This is a genomic window from Sediminibacillus massiliensis (genome assembly GCF_900156915.1).
GTDB classification, from domain to species: Bacteria; Bacillota; Bacilli; order Bacillales; family Amphibacillaceae; genus Sediminibacillus_A; species Sediminibacillus_A massiliensis.
Genome location: NZ_LT732535.1, coordinates 3,314,093 through 3,338,388 on the forward strand (window position 1 = coordinate 3,314,093; position 24,296 = coordinate 3,338,388).

16 protein-coding genes are annotated in these 24,296 nt (G+C 42.6%); 15 read left to right on the forward strand and 1 reads right to left on the reverse strand.

Features of this window, described 5'->3' with window-relative positions; all coding sequences use genetic code 11:
* Positions 1-9: 9 nt before the first annotated feature.
* The 10 genes from ligA to CZ434_RS17315 all read left to right on the forward strand — a co-directional run bounded on the left by ligA (position 10) and on the right by CZ434_RS17315 (position 13,377).
* Entirely contained in the window at positions 10-2,013 is a 2,004-nt protein-coding gene (gene ligA / locus CZ434_RS17270) for an NAD-dependent DNA ligase LigA (RefSeq protein WP_077624273.1), read from the forward strand.
* 11 nt (positions 2,014-2,024) lie between these two features.
* Positions 2,025-3,221, forward strand: coding sequence for a CamS family sex pheromone protein (locus tag CZ434_RS17275; protein WP_077624274.1), 1,197 nt, complete (start codon positions 2,025-2,027; stop codon positions 3,219-3,221).
* Between the two features lie 120 nt (positions 3,222-3,341).
* Positions 3,342-4,889 carry an L-glutamate gamma-semialdehyde dehydrogenase gene (gene pruA, locus CZ434_RS17280; protein ID WP_077624275.1) on the forward strand — a complete coding sequence of 516 codons (1,548 nt, stop codon included), beginning with the start codon at positions 3,342-3,344 and terminating at the stop codon, positions 4,887-4,889.
* Positions 4,890-5,127: 238 nt separating this feature from the next.
* Positions 5,128-6,393, forward strand: coding sequence for a helix-turn-helix domain-containing protein (locus tag CZ434_RS17285; RefSeq protein ID WP_077624276.1), 1,266 nt, complete (start codon positions 5,128-5,130; stop codon positions 6,391-6,393).
* A gap of 12 nt (positions 6,394-6,405) precedes the next feature.
* Positions 6,406-6,720: a hypothetical protein gene (locus tag CZ434_RS17290; protein WP_077624277.1), complete on the forward strand. Its 315-nt coding sequence runs from the start codon at positions 6,406-6,408 to the stop codon at positions 6,718-6,720.
* A gap of 467 nt (positions 6,721-7,187) precedes the next feature.
* Positions 7,188-8,702 (forward strand): sodium/proline symporter PutP, encoded by a 1,515-nt coding sequence (gene putP, locus CZ434_RS17295; protein ID WP_077624278.1) that lies wholly within the window; start codon positions 7,188-7,190, stop codon positions 8,700-8,702.
* Between the two features lie 322 nt (positions 8,703-9,024).
* Positions 9,025-9,315, forward strand: coding sequence for an Asp-tRNA(Asn)/Glu-tRNA(Gln) amidotransferase subunit GatC (gene gatC, locus CZ434_RS17300; RefSeq protein WP_077624279.1), 291 nt, complete (start codon positions 9,025-9,027; stop codon positions 9,313-9,315).
* 14 nt (positions 9,316-9,329) lie between these two features.
* On the forward strand, positions 9,330-10,799 hold the full coding sequence (gatA, locus tag CZ434_RS17305) for an Asp-tRNA(Asn)/Glu-tRNA(Gln) amidotransferase subunit GatA (protein WP_077624280.1): 1,470 nt from the start codon (positions 9,330-9,332) through the stop codon (positions 10,797-10,799).
* A complete protein-coding gene (gene gatB / locus CZ434_RS17310; protein WP_077624281.1) occupies positions 10,799-12,229 on the forward strand; it encodes an Asp-tRNA(Asn)/Glu-tRNA(Gln) amidotransferase subunit GatB in 1,431 nt (476 codons plus the stop codon). Before gatA ends, gatB begins: the two co-directional genes overlap by 1 nt.
* A 209-nt stretch (positions 12,230-12,438) precedes the next feature.
* On the forward strand, positions 12,439-13,377 hold the full coding sequence (locus CZ434_RS17315; RefSeq protein ID WP_077624282.1) for a diacylglycerol kinase: 939 nt from the start codon (positions 12,439-12,441) through the stop codon (positions 13,375-13,377).
* A 39-nt stretch (positions 13,378-13,416) separates the two neighbouring features.
* Here the strand turns inward: CZ434_RS17315 and pulA are convergent, their stop codons facing one another.
* A complete protein-coding gene (pulA, locus tag CZ434_RS17320) occupies positions 13,417-15,522 on the reverse strand; it encodes a type I pullulanase (RefSeq protein ID WP_077624283.1) in 2,106 nt (701 codons plus the stop codon).
* A gap of 292 nt (positions 15,523-15,814) precedes the next feature.
* Here pulA and glgB point away from each other — a divergent pair, with 292 nt between their 5' ends.
* The 5 genes from glgB to CZ434_RS17345 all read left to right on the forward strand — a co-directional run bounded on the left by glgB (position 15,815) and on the right by CZ434_RS17345 (position 24,064).
* A complete protein-coding gene (gene glgB, locus CZ434_RS17325; protein ID WP_077624284.1) occupies positions 15,815-17,731 on the forward strand; it encodes a 1,4-alpha-glucan branching protein GlgB in 1,917 nt (638 codons plus the stop codon).
* Positions 17,732-17,734: 3 nt separating this feature from the next.
* Positions 17,735-18,868, forward strand: a complete 1,134-nt coding sequence (locus CZ434_RS17330) for a glucose-1-phosphate adenylyltransferase (RefSeq protein ID WP_077624285.1) — start codon at positions 17,735-17,737, stop codon at positions 18,866-18,868.
* Between the two features lie 85 nt (positions 18,869-18,953).
* The gene (gene glgD / locus CZ434_RS17335; RefSeq protein ID WP_077624286.1) at positions 18,954-20,060 is read left to right on the forward strand and encodes a glucose-1-phosphate adenylyltransferase subunit GlgD; all 1,107 of its coding nucleotides are present in this window, start codon (positions 18,954-18,956) and stop codon (positions 20,058-20,060) included.
* A 12-nt stretch (positions 20,061-20,072) separates the two neighbouring features.
* Complete coding sequence (gene glgA / locus CZ434_RS17340) at positions 20,073-21,533, forward strand: glycogen synthase GlgA (RefSeq protein ID WP_077624287.1); 1,461 nt, start codon at positions 20,073-20,075, stop codon at positions 21,531-21,533.
* An 89-nt stretch (positions 21,534-21,622) separates the two neighbouring features.
* The gene (locus CZ434_RS17345) at positions 21,623-24,064 is read left to right on the forward strand and encodes a glycogen/starch/alpha-glucan phosphorylase (RefSeq protein WP_077624288.1); all 2,442 of its coding nucleotides are present in this window, start codon (positions 21,623-21,625) and stop codon (positions 24,062-24,064) included.
* Positions 24,065-24,296: the final 232 nt, after the last annotated feature.

The following is a 24,296-nucleotide window of genomic DNA, read 5'->3' on the forward strand; positions in this document are numbered from 1 at the left end:
GTGTCCGGCATGAACCTAGAACAAGCCAAAGCAGAAATCAAACAGTTAAGAGAATTACTGAACAAATATAACCATGAATATCATGTTCTTGATCAACCTAGTGTCCCTGATTATGAGTACGATAAGAAGATGCGTGAATTAATCGATTTGGAAGAGGCTTTTCCGGAATTAATCACGCCTGATTCACCTACTCAGCGCGTTGGGGGGGAACCGATCGACGCTTTTGAAAAGGTGCAGCACACGGTTCCGATGCTAAGTCTTGGCAATGCATTCAGCGAACAAGATCTGCGGGATTTCGACCGTAGAGTTAGGGAAGGTCTGAAAGAAGACGTTACTTACGTATGTGAGTTGAAAATCGATGGACTTGCGGTCTCCTTGACTTACGAAGATGGAAGATTCGTGCAGGGTGCTACTCGTGGCGATGGAAATATCGGTGAAGATATTACGGTGAACTTACGGACAATCCGCAGTATCCCGTTGCAAATAAAGCAGCAGGAGGCAATGGAAGTGCGTGGAGAAGCTTACATGCCGCAGAAATCGTTTTTGGCCTTGAATGCAGCGAAAGAAGAGAATGGGGAAGAACCGTTTGCCAATCCGAGAAACGCCGCTGCAGGATCACTTCGCCAGCTTGATCCGAAAATCGCCGCCAAACGTAATCTCGATATTTTCCTTTATGGTGTAGGGCAGTGGGAAGCGGGAACGCTGGCTTCACACAGTGAACGTCTGCAGCACCTGAAGGAACTGGGCTTTAAAACGAATCCTGAATGGCGGAAGTGCCAGACAATCGAGGAAGTGATCGATTTCGTCAATCAGTGGGTGGAGAAACGCCCGGAATTAAGCTATGAAATAGATGGAATTGTTATCAAAGTAGACAGGATCGATCAGCAGGAAAAGCTTGGTTTCACGGCCAAAAGTCCACGCTGGGCGATTGCCTATAAATTCCCGGCTGAAGAGGCTGTGACCAAATTATTTGATATCGAGCTAAGTGTAGGCAGGACCGGTGTGGTAACGCCGACAGCTTTATTAGAGCCTGTGAAGGTGGCTGGGACCACTGTGCAAAGGGCTTCCTTGCACAATGAAGACTTGATTCGTGAGAAGGATATCCGCATAGGCGATACAGTTGTTATAAAAAAAGCGGGCGATATTATTCCGGAAGTCGTCCGGGTCATGGAGGATCAGCGGACAGGCGAAGAGGAAGAATTCCACATGCCGACGGAATGCCCGGCTTGTGGTAGCGGGCTGGTAAGGCTAGAGGAAGAAGTCGCTCTAAGATGCATCAACCCGAATTGTCCTGCCCAGCTGAAAGAAGGGCTCATCCACTTTGTGTCGCGGAATGCGATGAATATCGATGGGCTTGGAGAAAAGGTCATCGAGCAGTTATTCAGGGAAAACCTTGTCCACCATATTTCTGATATTTATAAATTGGACAGGGAAGAACTGCTACAACTGGAACGTATGGGCGAAAAATCAGTCGATAATCTACTGAAGGCGATTGACGTGTCAAAAGGCAACTCGTTGGAGCGGCTGTTGTTTGGTTTGGGTATTCGTTATGTCGGAGCTAAGGCAGCCCGGACATTGGCACAGGAATTCGAAACGATCGATCGTCTGCGCGAAGCTGATTTGCAACGCTTGACCGCTGTAAATGAAATTGGCGAAAAGATGGCTGATTCGGTTGTACGTTATTTTGCTAAACCACAGGTCAATGAGTTGATAGATGAATTGAAAGCCCTTGGCTTGAATACAGAATATACAGGAATAAGAAAATCCGATCAGAAGGAAGATTCCATTTTTGCTGGCAAAACAATTGTGTTGACTGGAAAGATGGAACTATTTACACGCCAGGAAGCAAAAGAAAAAATCGAAACGCTGGGTGGAAAGGTTACTGGCAGCGTCAGTGCGAAAACAGATTTATTGATTGCAGGAGCAGACGCTGGCTCAAAGTATGACAAGGCAAAAGAATTGGATGTGGAAATTTGGGACGAACAACAATTGAAAACTGCCTTGGATGAGTAGGAGTGAAACGAGTGAAGAAAATAGGGATGATGGGCTTGTGCATTCTTCTGTTTACAGCAGGATGCGCCCCATCCTTTGATAATGGAGAAGAAGTGATTGAAGAGAGCGGAAGTCAGGATGAGACAAATCAGGAGACAGCAATCATCCCAAGCTATAATATCGATGAAGAAGAATATAAGGTCATTCTGCCGTATAAGCTGAGTGAAGCCAGGGGTGTCATTGTCGGACAAATCGCCAACCGTCTCGATATCGATGAGTTTGAAGAAGGGCTCAGAAGGCATGCGAAGGATACATTTGATCCTGACCAGTATTACTTTCAAGAAGGCCAATATTTAGACGAAGATATTATTTATGACTGGCTTGGACGTGATGAAAGCACAGAGGAAAAAGAGGAAGATGAAGAAAGCGAAGTGGACGATTCGGGATTGAATCCGGCGATAGAAGATGCTGAAGGCAAGGAAACCGAGGAGAAAATCGAGGATGAAAGGAATAACCCGAGGTATTTATCCCACATACTCGAACATAACTTTTTGCGTAAAGAAAGCGAGGATGTCGTCGAACTCGGCGGAATCTCCATTGGACTGGCAATGAAATCGAACTACCGCTTCCAAACCGAAATTGGTGGTCCATATTACTACGAAGAAATCAGCCAGTCAGAAATGCTGAAACAGGGTAAGCAAATCGCACAGGAAGTGTTGGACAGGCTCCGTTCGATGGAAGATGTACCTGATGTTCCTATTATGATTGCTTTGTACCGGGAAGAAGACAGAGGAGCACTTGTCCCGGGTAACTTTGTGGCCAAGACCTCTGTTTCCGCTAATGGAACAACAATCGAAGACTGGAAAACGATCGACGAGGAAAATATTCTTTTTCCATCAGATGAAGCAGAAGAGAAATACCCGGATGACAATGACAGGGTCGAATATTTCGAACGAGATGTCGCTAAGTATTTTCCGAACTATGTCAGTGTAATCGGGAATGGTTATTACGAAGACGGCCAGCTGAAGAAGATGAAATTGGAAATTCCGATCGAATTTAAAGGTAAAGCAGAAGTGGTCGGCTTTACACAGTACGTATATGGTCTGGTTATGGAAACATTTGAAACCTATCATGCTCTCGAAATTAATATTACCTCCAATAATAAACAGGAGAGCCTGATTACAAGGGATCCTGGCCAGGAAGAACCTGAAGTCCATATCTATGAATAGGCATCTTGGAATTGTTTGAAGTCTTCAAAATTATCAGTTAAAATTAGAACTGTATTGACCTGACAGACCATATAGCAAGTGTTCAGGCAGATGTTTTCATAGAATAAGGAGGTCATGTTCATGGTAACACCGTACAAGCACGAACCTTTTACAGATTTTACGATTGAAGCGAATCGGAAAGCGTTGGAAGCGGAAATCAAAAAGGCCGAAGCTGAGCTTGGAAAAGAGTACCCGTTAATCATTGGCGGAGAGCGGATCACAACCGAAGATAAAATTGTGTCCTATAATCCTGCCGATAAAGATGAGATTATCGGATATGTTTCCAAAGCGAATCAAGAGCTTGCCGAGAGAGCTATGAAAGTGGCTGATGAAACATTTCAGTGGTGGAGAAAGACCAATCCTGAGATGCGTGCAGACATTCTGTTCCGGGCTGCTGCCATTGTCCGCCGCCGTAAACATGAGTTTACTGCGCATCTGGTCAAAGAAGGCGGCAAACCTTGGAAAGAAGCTGATGCGGATACGGCGGAAGCAATTGACTTTATGGAATACTATGGACGGCAAATGTTGGAGATGAAGAACGGTGAAGAAATCAACAGTCGTGAAATTGAAAATAACCGGCTTCATTATATTCCGCTCGGTGTGGGAATTGTCATATCACCATGGAACTTCTTATTCGCGATAATGGCTGGGACAACAGTGGCTCCACTTGTCACTGGCAATACAGTTCTTTTGAAACCGGCCAGTGCTACACCGATTATTGCTTATAAGTTGATGGAAGTACTGGAGGAAGCCGGAATGCCTGCTGGGGTAGTCAACTTTGTACCGGGAAGCGGTTCTGAAGTAGGAGACTACCTGGTAGATCATCCCCGGACGCGTTTCATTAATTTTACAGGCTCGAGGGAAGTTGGAACAAGAATTTACGAACGGGCAGCTGTCGTGCAGCCAGGGCAAAAGTGGCTCAAGCGCTCTATCATTGAGATGGGCGGAAAAGACACGATAGTAGTTGATGAAAGTGCCGATTTGGAATTGGCAGCGGACGCGATAACTTATTCCGCTTTTGGCTTTTCCGGCCAGAAATGCTCTGCATGCTCCAGGGTAGTCGCACATGAAGCTGTTTACGATGAATTGCTTGAGCGGGTGGCGGAAAAGACAAGACAAGTCAATGTCCAAAATCCTGCATTACATGATACCTACATGGGGCCTGTCATCGATGAGGCAGCTTATGACAAAATCCTTGAGTATATTAATATCGGCAAGGAAGAGGGAAGACTTGTAGAAGGAGGAACTGGCGATAATTCCAAAGGCTGGTTCGTAAATCCGACCATTTTTGCTGATTTGGCACCAGACTCCCGAATTATGCAGGAAGAAATTTTTGGCCCGGTTGTAGGCTTTACAAAGGCTAAGAATTTTGACGAAGCAATTGACATTGCCAATAATACCGAATATGGCCTGACTGGGGCGGTCATTACGAACAACCGGGAACATATCGAACAGGCTCGAGAAGACTTCCATGTCGGTAACCTTTACTTTAACCGCGGGTGTACAGCCGCGATTGTTGGATACCATCCATTCGGTGGTTTCAATATGTCCGGCACAGACTCTAAAGCCGGTGGACCAGATTACTTGTCCCATCTAATGCAGCCTAAAACAACGTCTGAAATGCTATAGATTTTTTAAACCCTCTTGTCGAATTGGCAAGGGGGTTTCCTGGTTTAGGAAAGTAGGAAAGTTTTTAGGGCGTTAATAACTGATATTCCCTTCAAACTTTCCCAATATGAATTTTAACAAGATGTGGTATTATATACTCATAGGAATTACTATCTTTATAGATTAGTTCATATTATCTAATTCTAGTCTGTAGGGAAGTAGGAAATTTGCCTAAATGAGTTTATGAGGTGGGCAATCTATGGAAATTGGTCCTTTTATTAAACTACATAGAATCAAACAGAATATGACACAAGAAGAGTTAGCCGAAGGGATCGTTTCAGAATCTTATTTGTCGAAAATTGAAAACGGCAAAACAGAACCAAGTTCAGATGTGATCAATCTTCTCTGTGGGAGATTAGGAGTAGAGCTGCAAGAGGATGAAGATTCTGATCTTAAAGAGAAGTGCCAAGATTGGTTTGATATGCTGTTTGAATTTCAAGATAAAGAAAAAATAGTCTTATTATTCAAAGAGCTTAATAGCCGAATTGGTAAATCATACTCAGAACTGCAAGCTATGTTTGAGATTCACAAAATTAGATACTATCTTGTAATTGATGAGGTCAAGCTTGCTCAACGACAAATTAATCATCTTAAACAAGTAACTGATACATTTGACCAACATCAAGAGTATTATTGGCTGAAATTCAATGGGAACTACAACTCTATAATAGAAGAACCCAATCAAGCCATGAGGTATTATAAACTTGCAGAAGAAATAATCAACAAAGTTGAATTAAGTGAAGATGAAACTGCAGATATAAAATACGCAATAGCTGTAACACATAGTAAATTACGAAATACTCTAGAAGTCATTGATTATGCGAACCAAGCTTTGGAAGCATTTAGTAAAAACTATAATTTCTTAAGATGTTCCCAGTGTCATATACTATTAGGAATTTCTTACCGAAGAATAAGGGTTTATGATAAGGCGATAAAAAATTATAATCTTGCTCAACATTTAGCTAAGTTAAATAAAAACGAAGAACTAATACAATTAACTAATATTAATCTGGCTAATTTATATGCATCAAAAGGAGATACTCTAAATTCTATAAAATGCTATAAAAAGGTGCTGGCCAAGAAAGAGTTGTTAAAGTTAAAAGAAAGACTAATTGCAATAACTTCCCTAATGCGAGAATATTATATTAGTCATAATTATAATGATTGTAGGGAAATGGTGAATGAAGGATTTGAAATAATTGATCAGCTCGATAAAAGTCGGTATAAGGCTTACATTTATGAATTGAAGACCTATGATTATGCTTTAAATGGAGATAATGAAAAATTTGAAAACCTAGTTGTAGGTGAATTAATACCTTATTTGCAGAAGCAAAAGGATTATGCGAGTTTAATAGTATATGCCAATATGGTTGGTAAGCACTATGAAAACTTAAGTAGATATAAACTATCAACTAAGTATTATAAACTTACAAATTTTGCTTATGAACAATTAATAAAAATATAGGAGGAATAAATGATGAAAAAGTCTTTTATTAGAACAATTGCTGCCACTGTAATGGTAGGGGGATTATTATTTGTAGCAAACGAAACAGGAAATATCGCAAAAGACTTCTCACATAGAGATGCAGAGCCAGGAGTATTATCTTTTGAATTGGCACATAGAGATGCAGAGCCAGGAGTATTATCTTTTGAATTGGCACATAGAGATGCAGAGCCAGGAGTGCTATCTTTTGAATTGGCACATAGAGATGCGGAGCCAGGAGTGCTATCTTTTGAATTAGCACACAGAGATGCTGAACCTGGAGTTCTTTCCACCGATCTTTTCTATTAATCAACCGAAAATAAATTATCTTCATTATCTTGCCCGGAACACATTTGTTCCGGGTATTTTTTTGTCTACTTTTAACAAAACAAAAACAGTTAATTAAAGCGCATACAGGGAAAATTGCTCATTTAATTTTATTAAATTTCATGAATAGATATTATCCATAGAGTAAAATATACAAAAATAAACGAAATATAGTGCATATTTATTAATTGAATGGAATTTTAAATATATTACTGAATGTTCTGAATTTTATGTTGTGTTATAGTTGGAATGTTGTGTCTGTGTTTTCGTTTTTACCGTTCGATGCATGATAAAAACGAAAATGCATACACGATGTATAAAAAGGGGGTAGAAAAATGGAAGATTTCGCACTTACAGGTGCAACGTGGTTTTGGTTATTTGTACCTATGCCGATTTTGATTATTTTGTCGATCATCACTTTATTTACTGAGAGGAGAGAATAGAAACACATGGGAACAGCAACGTTAATTACGTTTATTGTTTATTTATTGGGTATGCTCCTGATTGGGGTCATTTCCTACCGATTAACTAATGACTTATCAGATTATGTACTTGGTGGAAGAAGGTTAGGGCCTGGAGTTGCCGCACTTAGTGCCGGTGCCTCCGATATGAGTAGTTGGCTATTACTTGGATTGCCTGGTGCTATCTATGCCACAGGAATGGCAGAAGGATGGATGGCTGTCGGGCTTGCAATTGGTGCTTATTTGAACTGGCAGTTCGTAGCGAAGCGACTTAGAGTTTATACGGAAGTATCAAATAATTCCATCACGATTCCGGACTTCTTAGAAAACCGTTTCCGCGACGGTTCCCACATATTGCGTGTGATTTCTGCAATTGTCATATTGGTATTCTTCACTTTTTATACATCTTCTGGAATGGTGGGTGGCGCAAAGCTATTTGAGGCGTCATTCGGATTGACATATACACAGGCACTTTGGATTGGTGCTGTAGTTATTGTTTCCTATACATTCCTGGGAGGATTCCTTGCTGTCAGCTGGACGGATTTCATTCAAGGGATCTTGATGTTCTTAGCGCTGATCATCGTACCGATAAGAGCTATCTTCGTTATCGGTGGCTGGGATGCCACTGTGAATGCAGTAGGACAGATCAATCCTGGTCACTTGAACATGGTAGCCGGTGTCGGAACTCTTGCCATCATTTCATCCATGGCATGGGGGCTTGGTTATTTCGGACAGCCGCATATCATTACAAGATTCATGGCACTTCGTTCGCCGAAGGATGTACCGATGGCCAAGTTTATCGGTACAACTTGGATGGTATTGGGACTCTATGGGGCAGTATTCACAGGTTTTGCAGGGCTTGCGTTTATTAATACACAGGATGTTGGCGTTTTGTCTCAATTCGGTATTGAGGTAGTCAACCAAAATGGCATTCAAATGCTTGCAGACCCTGAAAAAATCTTTATTGCTTTTTCTCAAATCTTATTTGATCCGATTATCGCAGGTATTTTGTTAGCGGCGATTCTGTCTGCAATCATGAGTACAATTGACTCTCAGCTGCTTGTTTCCTCATCGGCTGTTGCAGAAGATTTCTATAAGGCTATTCTCCGCAAGAATGCAAGTGAGCGCGAGCTTGTCTGGGTGGGCCGCGGCGCAGTAATCATCATTGCATTGATAGCGACACTTGTCGCATCGAATCCGGACAGCTCTGTACTTGAGCTTGTAAGTTATGCGTGGGCTGGTTTTGGTGCAGCGTTCGGACCTATTATTCTGCTTTCCTTGTTCTGGAAAGGAATTACAAGAAACGGTGCGCTCGCAGGAATTATCGTCGGTGCAGTAACCGTAGTTGTTTGGGGAGATTTCCTTTCTGGGGGTATTTTCGACCTTTATGAAATTGTCCCAGGTTTCTTGTTGAATTTGATTGTAGCCGTACTTGTTAGTATGGCCGGTAAACCGCATCCGGAAGCAGAAGCTGAATTTGACGAAGCAAAATCCAAATATTAATACCTGGAAAGGGTCCTTCTTCTGAAGGGCTCTTTTTTAATGGTTTAACAAGCTTCTCTTTAGCCCAAACTGATTCTTATGAACAAAAAAGAAAAAGGGAGGGAAACAGCTTGTTCTGTCTGACTTGTCTTTTTCCATTGAAACTGTATCTTTAAACATAAAAAAATCTCAAGCCGATATTGCTACAAGTTGCCAATTATCGTATTTTTTTGCTATCATCATAAGTATTGTTATTAATCGTATAAGAGAATTAAATGCTTTTAAACAAAAGGACTTTTTTGATTGGAAGCATATGGATACATAAAATCTGGAGGTGACTGAGATGGCTGATATCTCAAAAGAAGAAGTAAAGCATGTTGCACACCTTGCGCGCCTTGCTCTTACGGATGAGGAAGTAGAGAAAATGACCCGGCAGCTTGGTGATATCATTGATTATGCAGAAAGTTTAAATGAATTAGATACAGAAAACGTCGAACCTACTACACACGTCTTAGATTTGAAGAACGTTATGCGTAAAGACGAACCGAAAAAATGGATCGAAAAAGAAGATGCGCTGAAAAATGCACCAGATCAGAAGGATGGCCAGTTCCGCGTACCATCCATATTAGAATAAGGAGGCCTAAAGCAATGTCGCTTTTTGATTATACATTAAAAGAGTTACAGGAGATGCTGAATCGAAAAGAAATCACAGTCAGTGATTTGGTTTCGGAATCTTATCAAAGAATTAATGAAGTAGACGGTAAAGTCAAAGCATTCCTTACGTTAGATGAAGAGAATGCCAAAGCAAAGGCAAAAGAATTGGATGAACAGGAAGCAGGGGAACGCAGCTTGTTGTTCGGCATGCCTATTGGTATTAAAGATAATATCGTAACAAAAGGTCTCCGCACCACATGTGCAAGCCAGTTTTTAGACAACTTCACCGATCCGCTTTATGATGCAACGGTTGTTCAGAAATTGGATCAGGAAAAAACGGTGAACATTGGAAAGCTGAATATGGATGAATTTGCGATGGGGTCTTCCAATGAAAACTCCAGCTATTATGCCACACGCAATCCTTGGAATACAGATTATGTGCCTGGAGGTTCAAGTGGTGGTTCTGCTGCAGCTGTTGCTGCAAAAGAGGTATTCTTTTCTTTAGGTTCTGATACTGGGGGTTCGATTCGCCAGCCGGCTGCATTCTGCGGTGTTGTTGGGTCAAAACCTACATATGGTCTTGTTTCCCGTTTTGGCTTAGTGGCGTTCGCTTCTTCTTTAGACCAAATCGGACCGATCACCCGGACAGTGGAAGACAACGCTCATTTGCTGCAGGCCATTGTCGGCCATGATCCAATGGACACTACTTCTGCCAATGTAGACATCCCGGACTATAGTGAAGCACTTAAGCAAGATGTTAAAGGGCTTCGTATTGCTGTTCCGTCTGAGTATTTGCAGGAAGGAGTAGCGCCAGAGGTGAAAGAAGCTGTCATGAATGCTTTAAAGGTATATGAAGACTTGGGTGCTACTTGGGAAGAAGTATCCCTGCCTCATTCCCGCTATGCGGTTGCAGCTTATTACCTTCTTTCTTCATCAGAAGCATCTGCAAACCTTGCCCGCTTTGACGGTGTCCGTTATGGCGTCCGTTCTGAACAAGCAGACAATATGCTGGATATGTTCAAGCGATCAAGAAGCGAAGGTTTCGGAGATGAAGTGAAACGCCGGATAATGCTCGGTACGTTCGCATTGAGTTCCGGTTACTATGACGCTTATTATAAAAAAGCACAAAAAGTCCGTACATTGATTAAAAACGATTTCGACAAAGTTTTTGAAGACTACGATGTCATCATAGGTCCTACAACGCCTACTCCTGCATTCAAAGTCGGCGAGATCATCGATGATCCGTTGACCATGTATGCAAACGACATTTTGACGATTCCGATCAACCTTGCAGGTGTTCCTGGCATGTCGATTCCTTGCGGGTTCTCGAGCGAAGGCCTGCCAATCGGGCTCCAGATTATCGCCAAGCATTTCGATGAAAGCACGATGCTCCGCACTGCTTATGCATTCGAGCAGGCAACAGACCATCACAAAAAACAACCTGAATTAGGAGGTGCCAAGTAATGAATTTTGAAACGATTATCGGGTTGGAGGTCCATGTTGAATTAAAAACAGACTCCAAGATATTCAGTCCGAGTTTCAACCATTTCGGAGCAGAGCCTAATTCTAATGTGAATCCTATCGACCTGGGTTATCCTGGTGTTCTGCCTGTTCTGAACGAAGAAGCTGTCAACTTTGCCATGAAAGCAGCTATGGCGTTAAACTGTGATATCGCTACGGATACTAAATTCGATCGGAAGAATTATTTCTATCCGGACAATCCGAAGGCATATCAAATTTCCCAATTCGACCAGCCGATCGGAGAAAATGGCTGGATTGAGATCGAAGTAGACGGTGTCAAAAAGAAAATCGGCATCACCCGTCTTCATCTGGAAGAAGATGCCGGTAAATTGACACATAGCGATGATGGTTACTCCCTGGTCGACTTCAACAGACAAGGTACACCATTGATTGAAATCGTTTCTGAGCCGGATATCCGCTCTCCACAGGAAGCATATGCCTACTTGGAGAAGTTGAAGAATATCATTCAGTACACTGGTGTATCGGATTGTAAAATGGAAGAAGGCTCGCTTAGATGTGATGCCAATCTTTCTATACGTCCAATCGGACAAGAAGAGTTCGGTGTAAAGACGGAACTGAAAAACCTTAATTCATTCTCTTTTGTACAAAAAGGGTTGGAATTCGAGGAAAAGCGCCAGCAAAAAGTGTTGCTGTCAGGCGGAGAGATCTTGCAGGAAACCAGACGTTATGATGAACAGACAAAGGAAACCATTCTTATGAGGGTGAAAGAAGGATCTGACGATTATCGTTATTTCCCTGAACCGGACCTTGTTCCTTTATACATTGACGAGGAATGGAAAGAGCGGATCCGCGCAGATATCCCGGAACTTCCAGATGCCCGTAAACAACGTTATGTCAATGAACTGGAACTGCCGGCATATGATGCGATGGTACTGACAGGTACGAAAGAAATGTCCGATTTCTTTGAGGAAACGATCAATCAGGGAGCAGATATCAAGCAGGCATCCAATTGGCTGATGGGGGAAGTTTCCGCCTATATGAACAAGCAGCAGTTGGAGCTCCATGACTTGGAGTTGACACCTGAAGGACTTGCAAAAATGATTAAACTCATTGAAGACGGTACGATTTCTTCCAAGATTGCCAAAAAGGTTTTCTCTGAACTAGTGGAGAAAGGCGGAGATCCGGAAAAAATCGTCAAAGAGAAAGGCCTTGTCCAAATTTCTGATGAGGGACAGCTGAAAGAAATCATCACTGGCATCCTAGATGAGAACGAACAATCAATCGAAGATTACAAGAACGGAAAAGACCGTGCACTCGGCTTCCTAGTCGGACAAGTCATGAAAGCGACGAAAGGTCAGGCCAATCCTCCGATGGTTAATAAGATACTGAAAGAGGAAATGGACAAGCGTTAGAATCTTTTTCTATAGGGCTGCTTCTAATGCGAAGCGGTCCTAATTCTTTTTAATGACGACCAAAATAACTTTTCAAATCGAACAAAAACGGCTATGATGTATAATGGATTAGGACAAGATGAACAGAAAAGTTTCTGGCTTCTAATCTGATGAATGATCAATCACATGCTTTTTCAGGATGTAATGATAGACGGAACAGGGGGAGACCTATGAAAAGGGCCCGGATTATATACAACCCGACTTCAGGAAGAGAAGCGTTCAAAAAAGAACTGCCTAGTGTCTTGGAACGCTTGGAACAAGCGGGTTATGAAACATCTGCACATGCAACTACATGCGCCGGTGATGCCACAAAGGCGGCGGAGATCGCTGTAGACAGGAAATTTGATATTGTGATAGCAGCCGGCGGTGATGGGACAATCAATGAAGTGATCAATGGCATTGCAGGTAATGATTACAGACCAAGGCTTGGCATCATTCCTGTCGGGACGACAAATGATTTGGCCAGAGCACTATCGATTCCCCGAAATATACAGAAAGCAGTGGATGTTATATTAGAGGATAGAACGATGGCATTGGATATTGGCAAGGTCAACGACCAATACTTTATGAATATTGCCGGAGGCGGAAAGCTGACAGAACTATCATATGAAGTTCCGAGTAAGTTGAAAACCATGCTTGGCCAGTTGGCTTATTACTTAAAAGGAGTCGAAATGCTGCCTTCATTGAGACCTACCAAAGTAGAGATTGAATATGACGGCAAGCTGTTCCAAGGCGAAATCATGTTGTTCCTGGTTGCCAATACGAATTCGGTTGGAGGTTTTGAAAAATTGGCACCGGGTGCTACCATGGATGATGGTATGTTTGATTTGTTGATATTGAAGAAAGCCAACGTTGCTGATTTTATTCGAGTGGCGACTCTTGCATTGAGAGGAGCTCATTTGGAAGACAGTCTCATTGTTCATACAAGGGCGAACCGAATCAAGGTTCACACGGAAGAGAAAATGCAGTTGAACATCGATGGAGAGTATGGTGGCGATCTTCCAGGTGAGTTCGTCAATCTTTACCGCCATATCGAATATTTTGTTCCGGAGATTTTTGTCGAAAAAGAACAAGAAAAGAAAAACAGAAAGAATCATGTCGAAGATTAATACAAAATACCCGGGTGCTTATGCGCCCGGGTATTTTATTTATACTCTTGGTTTTTTCAGGATGGTCAATTCATATGGTTCGATGTGCATTTGTTCCCCAACAATACAGCATAAAGGCGACATCCCGCCAGTATGGTTGCTGAGCAGTTTTTCCCATCTTCCAGGAGAAGGGAGGTGAATTTGGAACGATTTTTGAAGAGGGTTGACAAAGATGGCAAGATCCTCGTCATCACCGAATAAAGTAAAACCAAATACGGGATCAGGTGTTTTCAGGATGTGGAGCCGTTCTTTAATTTCATCAACAGTTGCCAGCCGGAACATATGGTATTTTTTCCGCAACGCAATCAATGCTTTGACCCATTCGATGTTTTCGGCCTCCCGTACCCTTTGGCTCCAGTCCAGTTGATTTATTTCATCCCCCGAGATATAGCTGTTTTCATCTCCTTGTTTTGTCCGGAACCATTCCTGGCCGGCATGCAGAAACGGTATTCCCTGACTGAGCAAAGTCAGACCGGTGGCAATTTGATGAATGCTTTTTCGTACTTCCCTTGTCTGTTCCTCATTGGAAAGCTCCAGCTTATCCCAGAGAGTGTGGTTATCATGGCACTCTACATAGTTGACCGACTGGAATGGTTCCGTGACAGACTGCTCGCCGTGGTCGGGCAGACAAGAACCGGAAATAAGCTGCGGAAGCAGTTCAATGTACCGGCCGTCTCCATTGGCAAATCCTACATCTGTCTGCTCGAAAAGATTTCCTTTAATGGAATCCCTGAATTTGTCATTGAAGAAGCTGATACCTTTCAACTGATGTGATTGGAATATAGTTGCTTTCTGTTCTGGCGGGAGCGGGGTGTCCAGTTCCCAACCTTCGCCAAGCAGCAGGACAGGAGCTGATTCCCTTTCGCAGCGTTCCTTGATGGCAAGCATCGTTTTAACATCCATTATCCCCATCAAGTCAAAGCGGAATCCGTCGACGCGGAATTCACTAAGCCAATAATCAATAGTGTCGAGGATGAATTTCCGGACCATCCGCCGTTCTGAGGCAATGTCATTGCCTGTACCTGTACCATTGCTTAATATGTCCACTTGGTGATAACGGAAATAATAACCCGGCACCAATTTTTCAAAAGGAGATTCTTCCTGGATGAAAACATGGTTGTACACAACATCCAGAATGACGGAAAGATCCTCTTCGTGAAATGCTTTGATCATTTGTTTCGCTTCTCTTACTCTTGATTCCGGGTCCGTGGCGTCAAGGGCATAGCTTCCTTCTGGCACTTGATAATACAAAGGATCGTATCCCCAGTTATACCCCCCGTCAGGCTTGGATTCATCCACACGTGCAAAGTCATTGACAGGGAGGAGCTGGACATGTGTACAGCCAAGGTCTTTTATATATGATAATCCGGTACTATGGCCAGAAGAAGTTCTCGTATCTTTCTCGGATAAACCTAAAAATTTCCCCTTGTTTTCGACTCCGCTGTCTGGAAAAATGGTTGCATCCCGCACATGCAGTTCATATATGATAGCATCTTTTGCATGGTCGATTGCCGGTTTCTCGTAATCTCTGAAATGGGAGGGGTCAGTGGATGCGGAATCTAGTACTATGCCAAATCCGCTGTTTGCTGTCATGCTTTTTGCATAAGGGTCATTGGTTGTCAGGTTTTTTCCGTTGGTGGTCACTTCATAATAATACCGGGCGTTTTTCCAGTTGCCCTCCAAAGTCCGTTCCCAAACACCGTTGTCCTTTCTCTCCATTTCATATGGATTGTCGTTGACATGCAAAGTCATTCGGATGGCGGTTGGAGACCAAACCGAGAAAGTGGTTGCTGTTTCCGTATAGACAGCCCCGAGCTTCTCGTCGGTAGCATCATACCGTTCATCAAACCATGGCGTACGGACAATCCCCCTCGGATGTACGGAGAATCGGTGTTCTCCCCATTGAAGTTCCATCTCATATCCTAATGGGATCTCTTCCTCGAAGACGAGGACAGCATAATCGTCGGAAGCAAGTTTCTCTATTTTTCCTTCCAGTCTGTTATTCTGCCAAAATACGACTGGCTTTTCCTCACCCAAAACCTCTGTTTCTCCAATATACACGGCCAACATCTTCACATCATCTATCCAAGCAATGGACTTTTCCATTGTAAAGTTCCCCGTTTCTCATATTATTGTGTAATTATATGCTTCGAATAATAAGTTTATAGAATATTTTTTCATTATTTCCAATTTTCTACACTATTAACCGAAATCATGATAGAATAATAATAGAATACCCCAAATTTGGCAGAATTAAATCCTGATTATGCATCGGCTTCTATAATTAAGATATTCTTTCATCAGAAAACGTTTACAACTTTCCTCTTTATTTTACTGAAAAACAAATTATTTTGTTCCTATAAAAATTCCAAATTACTAACATGGAAAGGAGTATTTTATGTCCATTCCCATCTCTGACCAGCAAATTTACCTGTTCCATCAAGGTACCTACTATCACAGTTACAAGATGCTTGGCTGCCATTCTGTCCAACATGAAAAGAAAAAGGGTTTCCGCTTTACTGTCTGGGCACCCAATGCGCTTTCTGTAGAGCTAGTAGGTGATTTCAATGATTGGAAAAACAAAAAACATACGTTGAAAAGATTAAATACGGAAGGGATATGGGGCGGATTTTTTGATGACATCCCGAGCGGTACCCGCTATAAATACAAAATCACTCCGAAAAGCGGTGCCCCTTTTTTAAAGGCTGATCCATATGCATTCCAATCAGAGTTACGGCCGAATACTGCATCACTTACGCCTTTCGATTTAGAGTACACGTGGAAGGATAGTCAATGGCAGAAAAAGAAGAAAGAGCTGAAACCGCACAATGCGCCGATCAATATTTATGAAGTGCATCCAGGTTCCTGGAAAACGAAGGAGGACGGCGAATACTTTTCCTATCGAGAACTCGTCGATGAACTAATACCATACGTGAAGGATTTAGGCTATACCCATATCGAGCTGCTGCCGTTGGCAGAACATCCCTTTGACTTGTCATGGGGATACCAAATCACTGGTTATTATTCCGTTACAAGCCGTTATGGCACACCCGCTGATTTCAAGTATTTTGTCGATCAATGTCACTTGAACGGAATAGGGGTGATTATGGATTGGGTGCCGGGCCACTTTTGTAAAGACGCCCATGGCCTTAGATTGTTTGATGGAACCCCATTGTTTGAATACGCCGATGAAAGAAAGGCGGAAAAACGGTCTTGGGGGACATTGACTTTTGACTTTGGGCGCCCGGAGGTCCAAAGTTTTTTGATTTCCAATGCCATCTTCTGGCTGGAAGAGTTCCATATAGACGGCCTCAGGGTGGATGCCGTTGCGAGCATGCTCTATTTGAATTTCGACAAGCATAATGGGGAGGAACGCATCACCAATTCTTTCGGCGGCGAAGAACACCTGGAGGCTATAGCATTCATCAAGAAGTTGAATGAAATAGTTTTTGAATACTATCCGAACACGTTGATGATGGCCGAAGACAGTTCAGACCTGCCTGCAATCAGTGCTCCAACTTATGCCGGCGGACTGGGCTTTAACTTTAAATGGAACATGGGCTGGATGAACGATATGCTCAGATACATGAAATATGATCCGGTATATCGTAAATGGCATCATAATTTGTTGACGTTTTCTTTCATGTACACCTTTTCTGAGAACTTCGTGCTTCCTCTTTCGCACGATGAAGTTGTCCATGGAAAGAGATCCCTGCTCAACAAGATGCCGGGTGATCAGTGGCAGCAATTTGCCAATTTGAGGCTGTTATACGGTTATATGATGGCACATCCCGGAAAAAAATTACTATTTATGGGAGGAGAATTCGGCCAGTATATCGAATGGAAAGACCAAGAAGAATTAGACTGGCTGCTTTTTGATTATCCCCTTCATCGTTCATTATTTGATTATGTGAAACACTTAAATCATTTTTATGTAAACGAGCCTGCACTATATGAGCTGGATCATCAACCGGACGGGTTCGACTGGATCGATCCACACAATGTAGATCAAAGTGTAATTGCTTTCAGGAGAATCGGCAGACAAACGGAAGACGATTTGATAATACTTTGCAACTTTACCCCGAATGTTTATTATGACTACAAAGTCGGCGTGCCAAGAGCCGGTACTTATCAGGAGGTGTTTAATTCTGATTCTGATGCGTTCGGTGGTTCAGGTCAGCTCAACAAAGGTGAGTATTTCACCTTTCCTGAAGAGTGGCATGGTCAAAGCCAGTATTTAAAAGTGAAGATTCCACCCCTAGCAATTTCCGTTTTCAAAAAAGTTATGCACCAACATAATGCCGAGGAGGAGTAGCGAATGAAAAAAGAATGTGTCGGAATGTTATTAGCTGGAGGAGCAGGAACAAGACTGGGGCTGTTGACGAAAAACCTGGCAAAACCAGCCGTTCCATTCGGAGGAAGATACCGCATCATCGATTTTGCCCTGAGTAATTGTGTGAATTCAAGGATTCATACAGTAGGGGTACTAACGCAGTATTCCCCTCTTATTCTTCATAAGCATATCGGAGTGGGAAAAGCGTGGGATCTGGACCGCCAAGACGGCCTTTCCATTTTATCTCCTTATACGGAACACTCTGGTGGAAGCTGGTATCTTGGCACGGCCGACGCTATCACCAAAAACATTCATTTCATCGAGCAATACGATCCGGAATATCTCCTGGTTATTTCCGGAGACCATATTTATCATATGGACTATGACAAACTGCTTCGCCATCATAAGGAAACGGAAGCAGATGCCACTCTTTCCGTGGTAGAAGTTCCATGGAAAGAAACCTCCCGATTCGGAATTCTCAACACCACTGATGACCTACGCATTTATGAATTTGATGAAAAACCAAAACATGCTAAAAGCAACCTCGCCTCAATGGGAATTTATATTTTCAAATGGAAAACATTAAAAAAATATTTGGAAGAAGACGCTGTTTCAGCAGAATCCGACCATGACTTCGGGAAGGATATCATACCAGCCATGATTCAAAATGGCTTGAAATTGTATGCCTATCGTTTTGAAGGCTATTGGAAAGATGTTGGAACAATCGAAAGTTACTGGGAAGCCCACATGGATCTCCTGCAAGAAGACCTTTCTGTATCGCTGAACAATAATGATTGGCGGACGTATTCTCATGATTCCAACTATCCGGCACAGCTAATTGATGAAGAAGCGACAGTGACCAGTTCGCTGATCAATTCTGGATGCCGTATATCTGGAAGCGTCGATCAATCTGTCTTGTTTGAGAATGTAGGGGTGGGAGAAGGAAGCAGGATCAGGCAATCAATCCTTCACCCGAGTGTAACAGTAGGGAAAAATACTGTCCTCGAACGTGTAATTGTAATGGAAGGAATGACTATTCCGGATAATGTCGAAATAATTTCGAATCCAGATGAGGAACCTCTGGTAGTGTATGAGGGGAATTTGCAACTGGTGACTTGATTAATATCAAGGGCCTGGAAGACAGGCCCTCCATTAGCTATATCTACTATAACGGTCAAAAGTAAACCCTTAGGAGGCAAATAAAATGGATACGATGATGGGACTAATTAATCTGGAAAATGAACATGACTTTTTGAATGAACTTACCTACTTTAGATGCGGCGCTGCAGCCCCGTTTGCTGCAAGGTACAGGCTGATTGATTTTGCTCTCTCCAATATGGTGATGTCCGGTGTTCAGGATGTTGCCATTTTTGCCAGAAAAAAATACCGTTCCCTGATGGATCACTTGGGGACAGGGGCCGATTGGGACTTAGATCGCCGGCACGGTGGACTGTTTATACTGCCGCCTGACTGGAACGATCCCTCAGACATTTCCAAAGGGGACTTAAGCCATTTTCATAACAATAGGGACTACTTTGAAAGGGGCCGTTCTTCTTATGTTCTCATAAGTGGCAGCCAGTTTATCAATAATGCAGATTACCAGGATGCCTTCCAATTCCATCTGGACAGACAAGCAGATATCACCCTCATTTCCGCTACGTATGATGAACTGTATCCGGAACACGATTCCTGTCTGAAGATTACTTCTGATGAAGGAGGCTGGGTTAACAACCTTTCTAATGACCCTTACAACCACCGGATTTTTACAGGGGTATATATTATAAGCAAGAAGCTGTTGCTTGAGTTGGTGGACGAGTGTATCGCTCATTATAAAGACCATTTCTTTATCGATGCTATCAAAGCAAACCTGGACAGATTGAATGTACAAGTGTACGAGACAAACGGTTATAGTGCCGTGATCAACTCGATTGAAAGTTTTTACAGACACAATATGAATCTGTTAGATACCGAAAACTTCGAAAGTCTGTTTTACAATAATGCCCTTGTGATGACGAAAATCGGAAACCAACCGCCAACCAAATACAGAGAAGGATCAAGAGTCAACCGTTCGTTGTTGGCCAACGGTTGTGTAATCGATGGGGATGTCGATAACAGTATCCTTTTCCGGGGCGTTCATGTTAAAGCAGGCGCCACTGTGAAGAATTCGATCCTGATGCAAAGGTGTACCATTGAGCCGGGAGTCCATCTCGAAAATGTGATACTCGATAAAGATGTTACCGTAACAGAGAACCAGCGACTGACGGGTGTCAAAGAGCAACCATTTGTCATCGCGAAAAGGAGAACTATATAAGGGGGAAGGAAAATGAAGAAAAAAGTCTTGTTTGTCGCATCGGAGTGCACCCCGTTTGTGAAGACGGGGGGATTGGCGGATGTAGTCGGCTCACTTCCTCAAGAGTTAAACCGCACAGAACAGGCCGATGTACGAGTGATCCTTCCTTACTACGGGGAAATTCCGCAAGTCTGGAGAGAGCAGATGGAATTGATCACCTCTATCCAGGTTCCTATAGGCTGGAGAAATCAGGAAGCAACAATCCATAAATTGTCCCACCAAGATGTTATATATTATTTTGTCGGAAATGACTATTATTTCAGCCGAAGAGGGGTATATGGATATTATGATGACGGAGAACGATTTATTTTCTTCAGCAGAGCAGTAATAGAGGCAATCTCCGTTCTCGACTTTGAACCCGATATCCTACATGCTCATGACTGGCAGGCAGGACTGGCAGTAGCTTTTGCAAAAATCTTTGAACCTGTCGACAATATGAAAACCATTTTTACAATCCATAACATTAAATACCAGGGAATCGTGCCGATCGATGCATACGATGACTTGTTCAATATGTCACACGAGCATATCGGCGGGATGGAATGGAATGGGCTTATAAACTGTATGAAGAGTGGGATATTCCATGCCGATAAGATTACTACTGTAAGCCCGACCTATGCGGAAGAAATCAAGATGCCATACTATGGAGAAGGTCTCCACCAAATCCTGGTAGACCGGCAGGAGGATCTGACCGGGGTAATCAACGGTATTGATGTCCAAGAATACAATCCGATGAGGGATCCTCATCTTATATCAAATTATAAGTATTCAAGAGTGAAGAAGAAGGAAAACAAGGCTGCTCTTCAGGAGAAATTCGGATTGCCTGTTGATCCTGAAAAACCGATGTATGTTTTAATCACCCGTCTTGTCGAGCAAAAAGGTCTGCATTTACTTGAAGCGATTATAGATGAATTCCTTCTGGAAGATGTCCAATGCCTGATTCTTGGGACAGGTGATCAAGAGTTCGAGCATTATTTCCACCATGCCGCTGAACGGAATCCGGACAAGCTGGCATTCTACCGTGGCTTTGATGAAGGATTGGCAAGGCAGATGTATGCCGGTGCCGACTTTTTCATTATGCCTTCCAAGTTCGAGCCTTGCGGACTTTCCCAGTTGATTGCACTCCAGTATAAAACAGTGCCGATTGTACGGGAGACGGGCGGTTTAAAAGATACGGTTACTGCTTACAATGAAGTATCGGGAACAGGAAACGGTTTTAGTTTTTCCAATTACAATGCCCATGATCTGCTTGCTGTACTCCGTTATTCTCTGCATATTTATTATCAGCCGGAACAATGGAATAAACTGCTTAAAAACGTAAATAAAAGCCATTTCAGCTGGAAGGATTCTGCGTTGGAATATGCAGATTTGTATGAATCGATGGTAGAGTCTGTATATAAAATCAATACTTCATATGCCAATAGAGAAGCATAATCCATTCATGGATGGGCTGAAAAACTTGGCGTAACTGCCAAGTTTTTTTATTAAAAGCGACACACTTGTTTCTAACCGGTGTGCAGGGAGTGAAAAAGACGTTGACGAAACGGACCATAGATGAATTAGTGGATGAAATAAAGAGCAAAGTGGAGTTGCTGCGAGGTACAACCATCGAAAATGCTACCAACAAGGATATTTACTATGCGATCAGTTCGATTGTAAATGAAGAGATTAATAAAAGCTGGACCCAGACCGAAGAAAACTATAAGCAAAAGCAGCCTAAACAGATTTATTATTTATCGATGGAATTTTTGATTGGACGCCTTGTGGAAAGTAACCTTTTGAATATCGGCCTCTTAAAGGAATGTAATGAAGCAATTGTAAAATTAGGTTACAGTCCTGAAGACATATATGCCCAGGAAAAGGACCCGGGTCTTGGCAATGGGGGCCTTGGACGGCTTGCTGCTTGTTTTTTGGAATCAATGGCTTCTTTGAGTTATCCAGGACATGGATGCGGAATTAGGTACCGGTACGGAATGTTTGAACAAAGGTTCATCAATGGCCATCAGACAGAACTGCCTGACTACTGGCTTAAAGAGGAATATCCTTGGGAAATCAGAAAGGCAGAAGAGGCTGTCGAGGTCCACTTCGGTGGAGAGGTCCACATGTTCAAAAAGCGGAATGGATCGCTGGAGTTTAGACATGAGAACACGGATAAAGTCTTGGCTGTTCCTTATGATGTACCGGTTGTTGGCTATAACAATCAAGTGGTCAATACCTTGCGTATGTGGAGTGCGGAGTCACCAGCAGTGGAATCAGACCTTCAAACAAGTCACACTGCCCAGTATTATCATCATTTGGAGCATAATCGATCAATCGAGCAAATTTCCGGGTTTCTTTATCCGGACGATTCAAGCTATGAAGGGAAAATTTTAAGGATTCGTCAGCAATATTTTCTGGTATCAGCAAGTTTGAAGAGCATTTTGCGAGAATACAAGCAAAATGTACGGCGTTCACTCGCTCATTTACCGGAAAAGGTAGTTATTCAGATCAACGATACCCATCCAAGTCTCACAGTTCCGGAATTAATGAGGATTCTGATGGATGAAGAGGGGTTCGGCTGGGAGAAGGCTTGGGAGATAACTTCCAATGTAGTGGCCTATACTAACCATACCACACTAAGTGAGGCCCTCGAGAAATGGCCAAAAGATATGATTAAATCATTGTTGCCGCGCTTGTATATGATCATCGACGAAATTAATGAGCGGTTCTGCCAGGGGATTTGGTTTGACTACCCGGAATTAAGGGACAAAATTCCCGAAATGGCGATTATAGCAGATGATCAAATTCATATGGCAAGACTGGCGGTAGTCGGCAGTTTCAGTGTCAATGGAGTGGCAAAACTTCATACAGAAATCCTTAAAAAGCAGGAAATGAAAAATTTCTATGCATTGTACCCGGAGAAATTCAACAACAAGACAAATGGTATCACGCATCGCCGTTGGCTGATGCAGGTGAATCCGAAGTTGACTTCTTTGATAACTGAAACGATTGGGCCACGCTGGATCAGCCGCCCTAATGAGCTGACGAACCTGCTTCGCTATTCCAAAGACCGCCCGTTTCTTGACAAGCTTGGCCAAATTAAGCGGGCCAACAAAGAATCATTGGCCAATTTTATTCATGAAAAAACAGGGATTGTAGTAGATGAAAATTCTATATTTGATGTTCAGATAAAACGTCTGCATGAATATAAACGGCAACTGCTCAACATTTTCCATGTAATCCATTTATACAATGAATTAAAAAACCATCCACAGTTGGATATCACGCCACGGACATTTATATTTGGAGCCAAAGCTGCCCCGGGTTATTATTTCGCCAAGGAAATCATCAAGTTGATCAATACGGTGGCGTCTATCGTCAATCATGATCCAGAGATCAAAGGTAAGCTGAAAGTGATTTTTCTGGAAAATTATAATGTGAGCCTCGCTGAAAGAATCATTCCTGCAGCGGATTTGAGCGAACAAATCTCCACTGCTGGAAAAGAGGCTTCTGGAACAGGAAATATGAAGATGATGATGAATGGTGCTCTTACCATCGGCACTTTAGATGGCGCCAACATCGAGATTAAAAATCTGGTAGGAGACCCGAATATCTTTATTTTTGGTTTGCAGTCCGAGGAAGTATTTGAATATTATCGGACAGGTGCATATGTCGCCCGGGATATTTATAATACAGACGAGCGTATAGCCGATATCATGAATCAGTTAAATGGTGGGGAATTCGGCTCACAGGAAATCGAATTCAAGGATATTTATTACCACTTGCTTTATAACAATGATCCTTACTTTATTTTGAAAGATTTTGACGCCTACACCGAGACACAACAACTAGTCGATCAGGAATACCGGGATAAAGATACCTGGCTGTCGAAGAGCTTGATAAATATCGCACATTCCGGCAAATTCTCTAGTGACAGAACCATTCAGGAATACGCAAATGACATCTGGAAAATTCAGAAACAATAACCATCAGAAAAGAGATTTCCCAAGTGGAAGTCTCTTTTCTCGTCTTATAGAAAAATAGAAAAAGACAGTGTTTCAAGGTCCATAAACTACGACATAAACTAGCGTGACTTCCTATACAGCGTTGCGGAAAAATACTCCCTTTCCGTGGGGGGCGCTTCAGCCTCCTCGCTGGCAACACACCAGCTGTGGGGTCTTCGGACTGTTCCTTTTCTATTTGACTCCATACCAGTCA

What these genes read in the sequence shown, in the direction of transcription:
- glgD (WP_077624286.1), top strand. Translation starts at nt 18,954, where the DNA reads ATGGATACGATGATGGGACTAATTAATCTGGAAAATGAACATGACTTT.
- pruA (WP_077624275.1), top strand. Translation starts at nt 3,342, where the DNA reads ATGGTAACACCGTACAAGCACGAACCTTTTACAGATTTTACGATTGAA.
- glgA (WP_077624287.1), top strand. Translation starts at nt 20,073, where the DNA reads ATGAAGAAAAAAGTCTTGTTTGTCGCATCGGAGTGCACCCCGTTTGTG.
- gatA (WP_077624280.1), top strand. Translation starts at nt 9,330, where the DNA reads ATGTCGCTTTTTGATTATACATTAAAAGAGTTACAGGAGATGCTGAAT.
- gatB (WP_077624281.1), top strand. Translation starts at nt 10,799, where the DNA reads ATGAATTTTGAAACGATTATCGGGTTGGAGGTCCATGTTGAATTAAAA.
- CZ434_RS17285 (WP_077624276.1), top strand. Translation starts at nt 5,128, where the DNA reads ATGGAAATTGGTCCTTTTATTAAACTACATAGAATCAAACAGAATATG.
- putP (WP_077624278.1), top strand. Translation starts at nt 7,188, where the DNA reads ATGGGAACAGCAACGTTAATTACGTTTATTGTTTATTTATTGGGTATG.
- pulA (WP_077624283.1), bottom strand. Translation starts at nt 15,522, where the DNA reads ATGGAAAAGTCCATTGCTTGGATAGATGATGTGAAGATGTTGGCCGTG.
- CZ434_RS17290 (WP_077624277.1), top strand. Translation starts at nt 6,406, where the DNA reads ATGAAAAAGTCTTTTATTAGAACAATTGCTGCCACTGTAATGGTAGGG.
- ligA (WP_077624273.1), top strand. Translation starts at nt 10, where the DNA reads ATGAACCTAGAACAAGCCAAAGCAGAAATCAAACAGTTAAGAGAATTA.
- CZ434_RS17315 (WP_077624282.1), top strand. Translation starts at nt 12,439, where the DNA reads ATGAAAAGGGCCCGGATTATATACAACCCGACTTCAGGAAGAGAAGCG.
- glgB (WP_077624284.1), top strand. Translation starts at nt 15,815, where the DNA reads ATGTCCATTCCCATCTCTGACCAGCAAATTTACCTGTTCCATCAAGGT.
- gatC (WP_077624279.1), top strand. Translation starts at nt 9,025, where the DNA reads ATGGCTGATATCTCAAAAGAAGAAGTAAAGCATGTTGCACACCTTGCG.
- CZ434_RS17330 (WP_077624285.1), top strand. Translation starts at nt 17,735, where the DNA reads ATGAAAAAAGAATGTGTCGGAATGTTATTAGCTGGAGGAGCAGGAACA.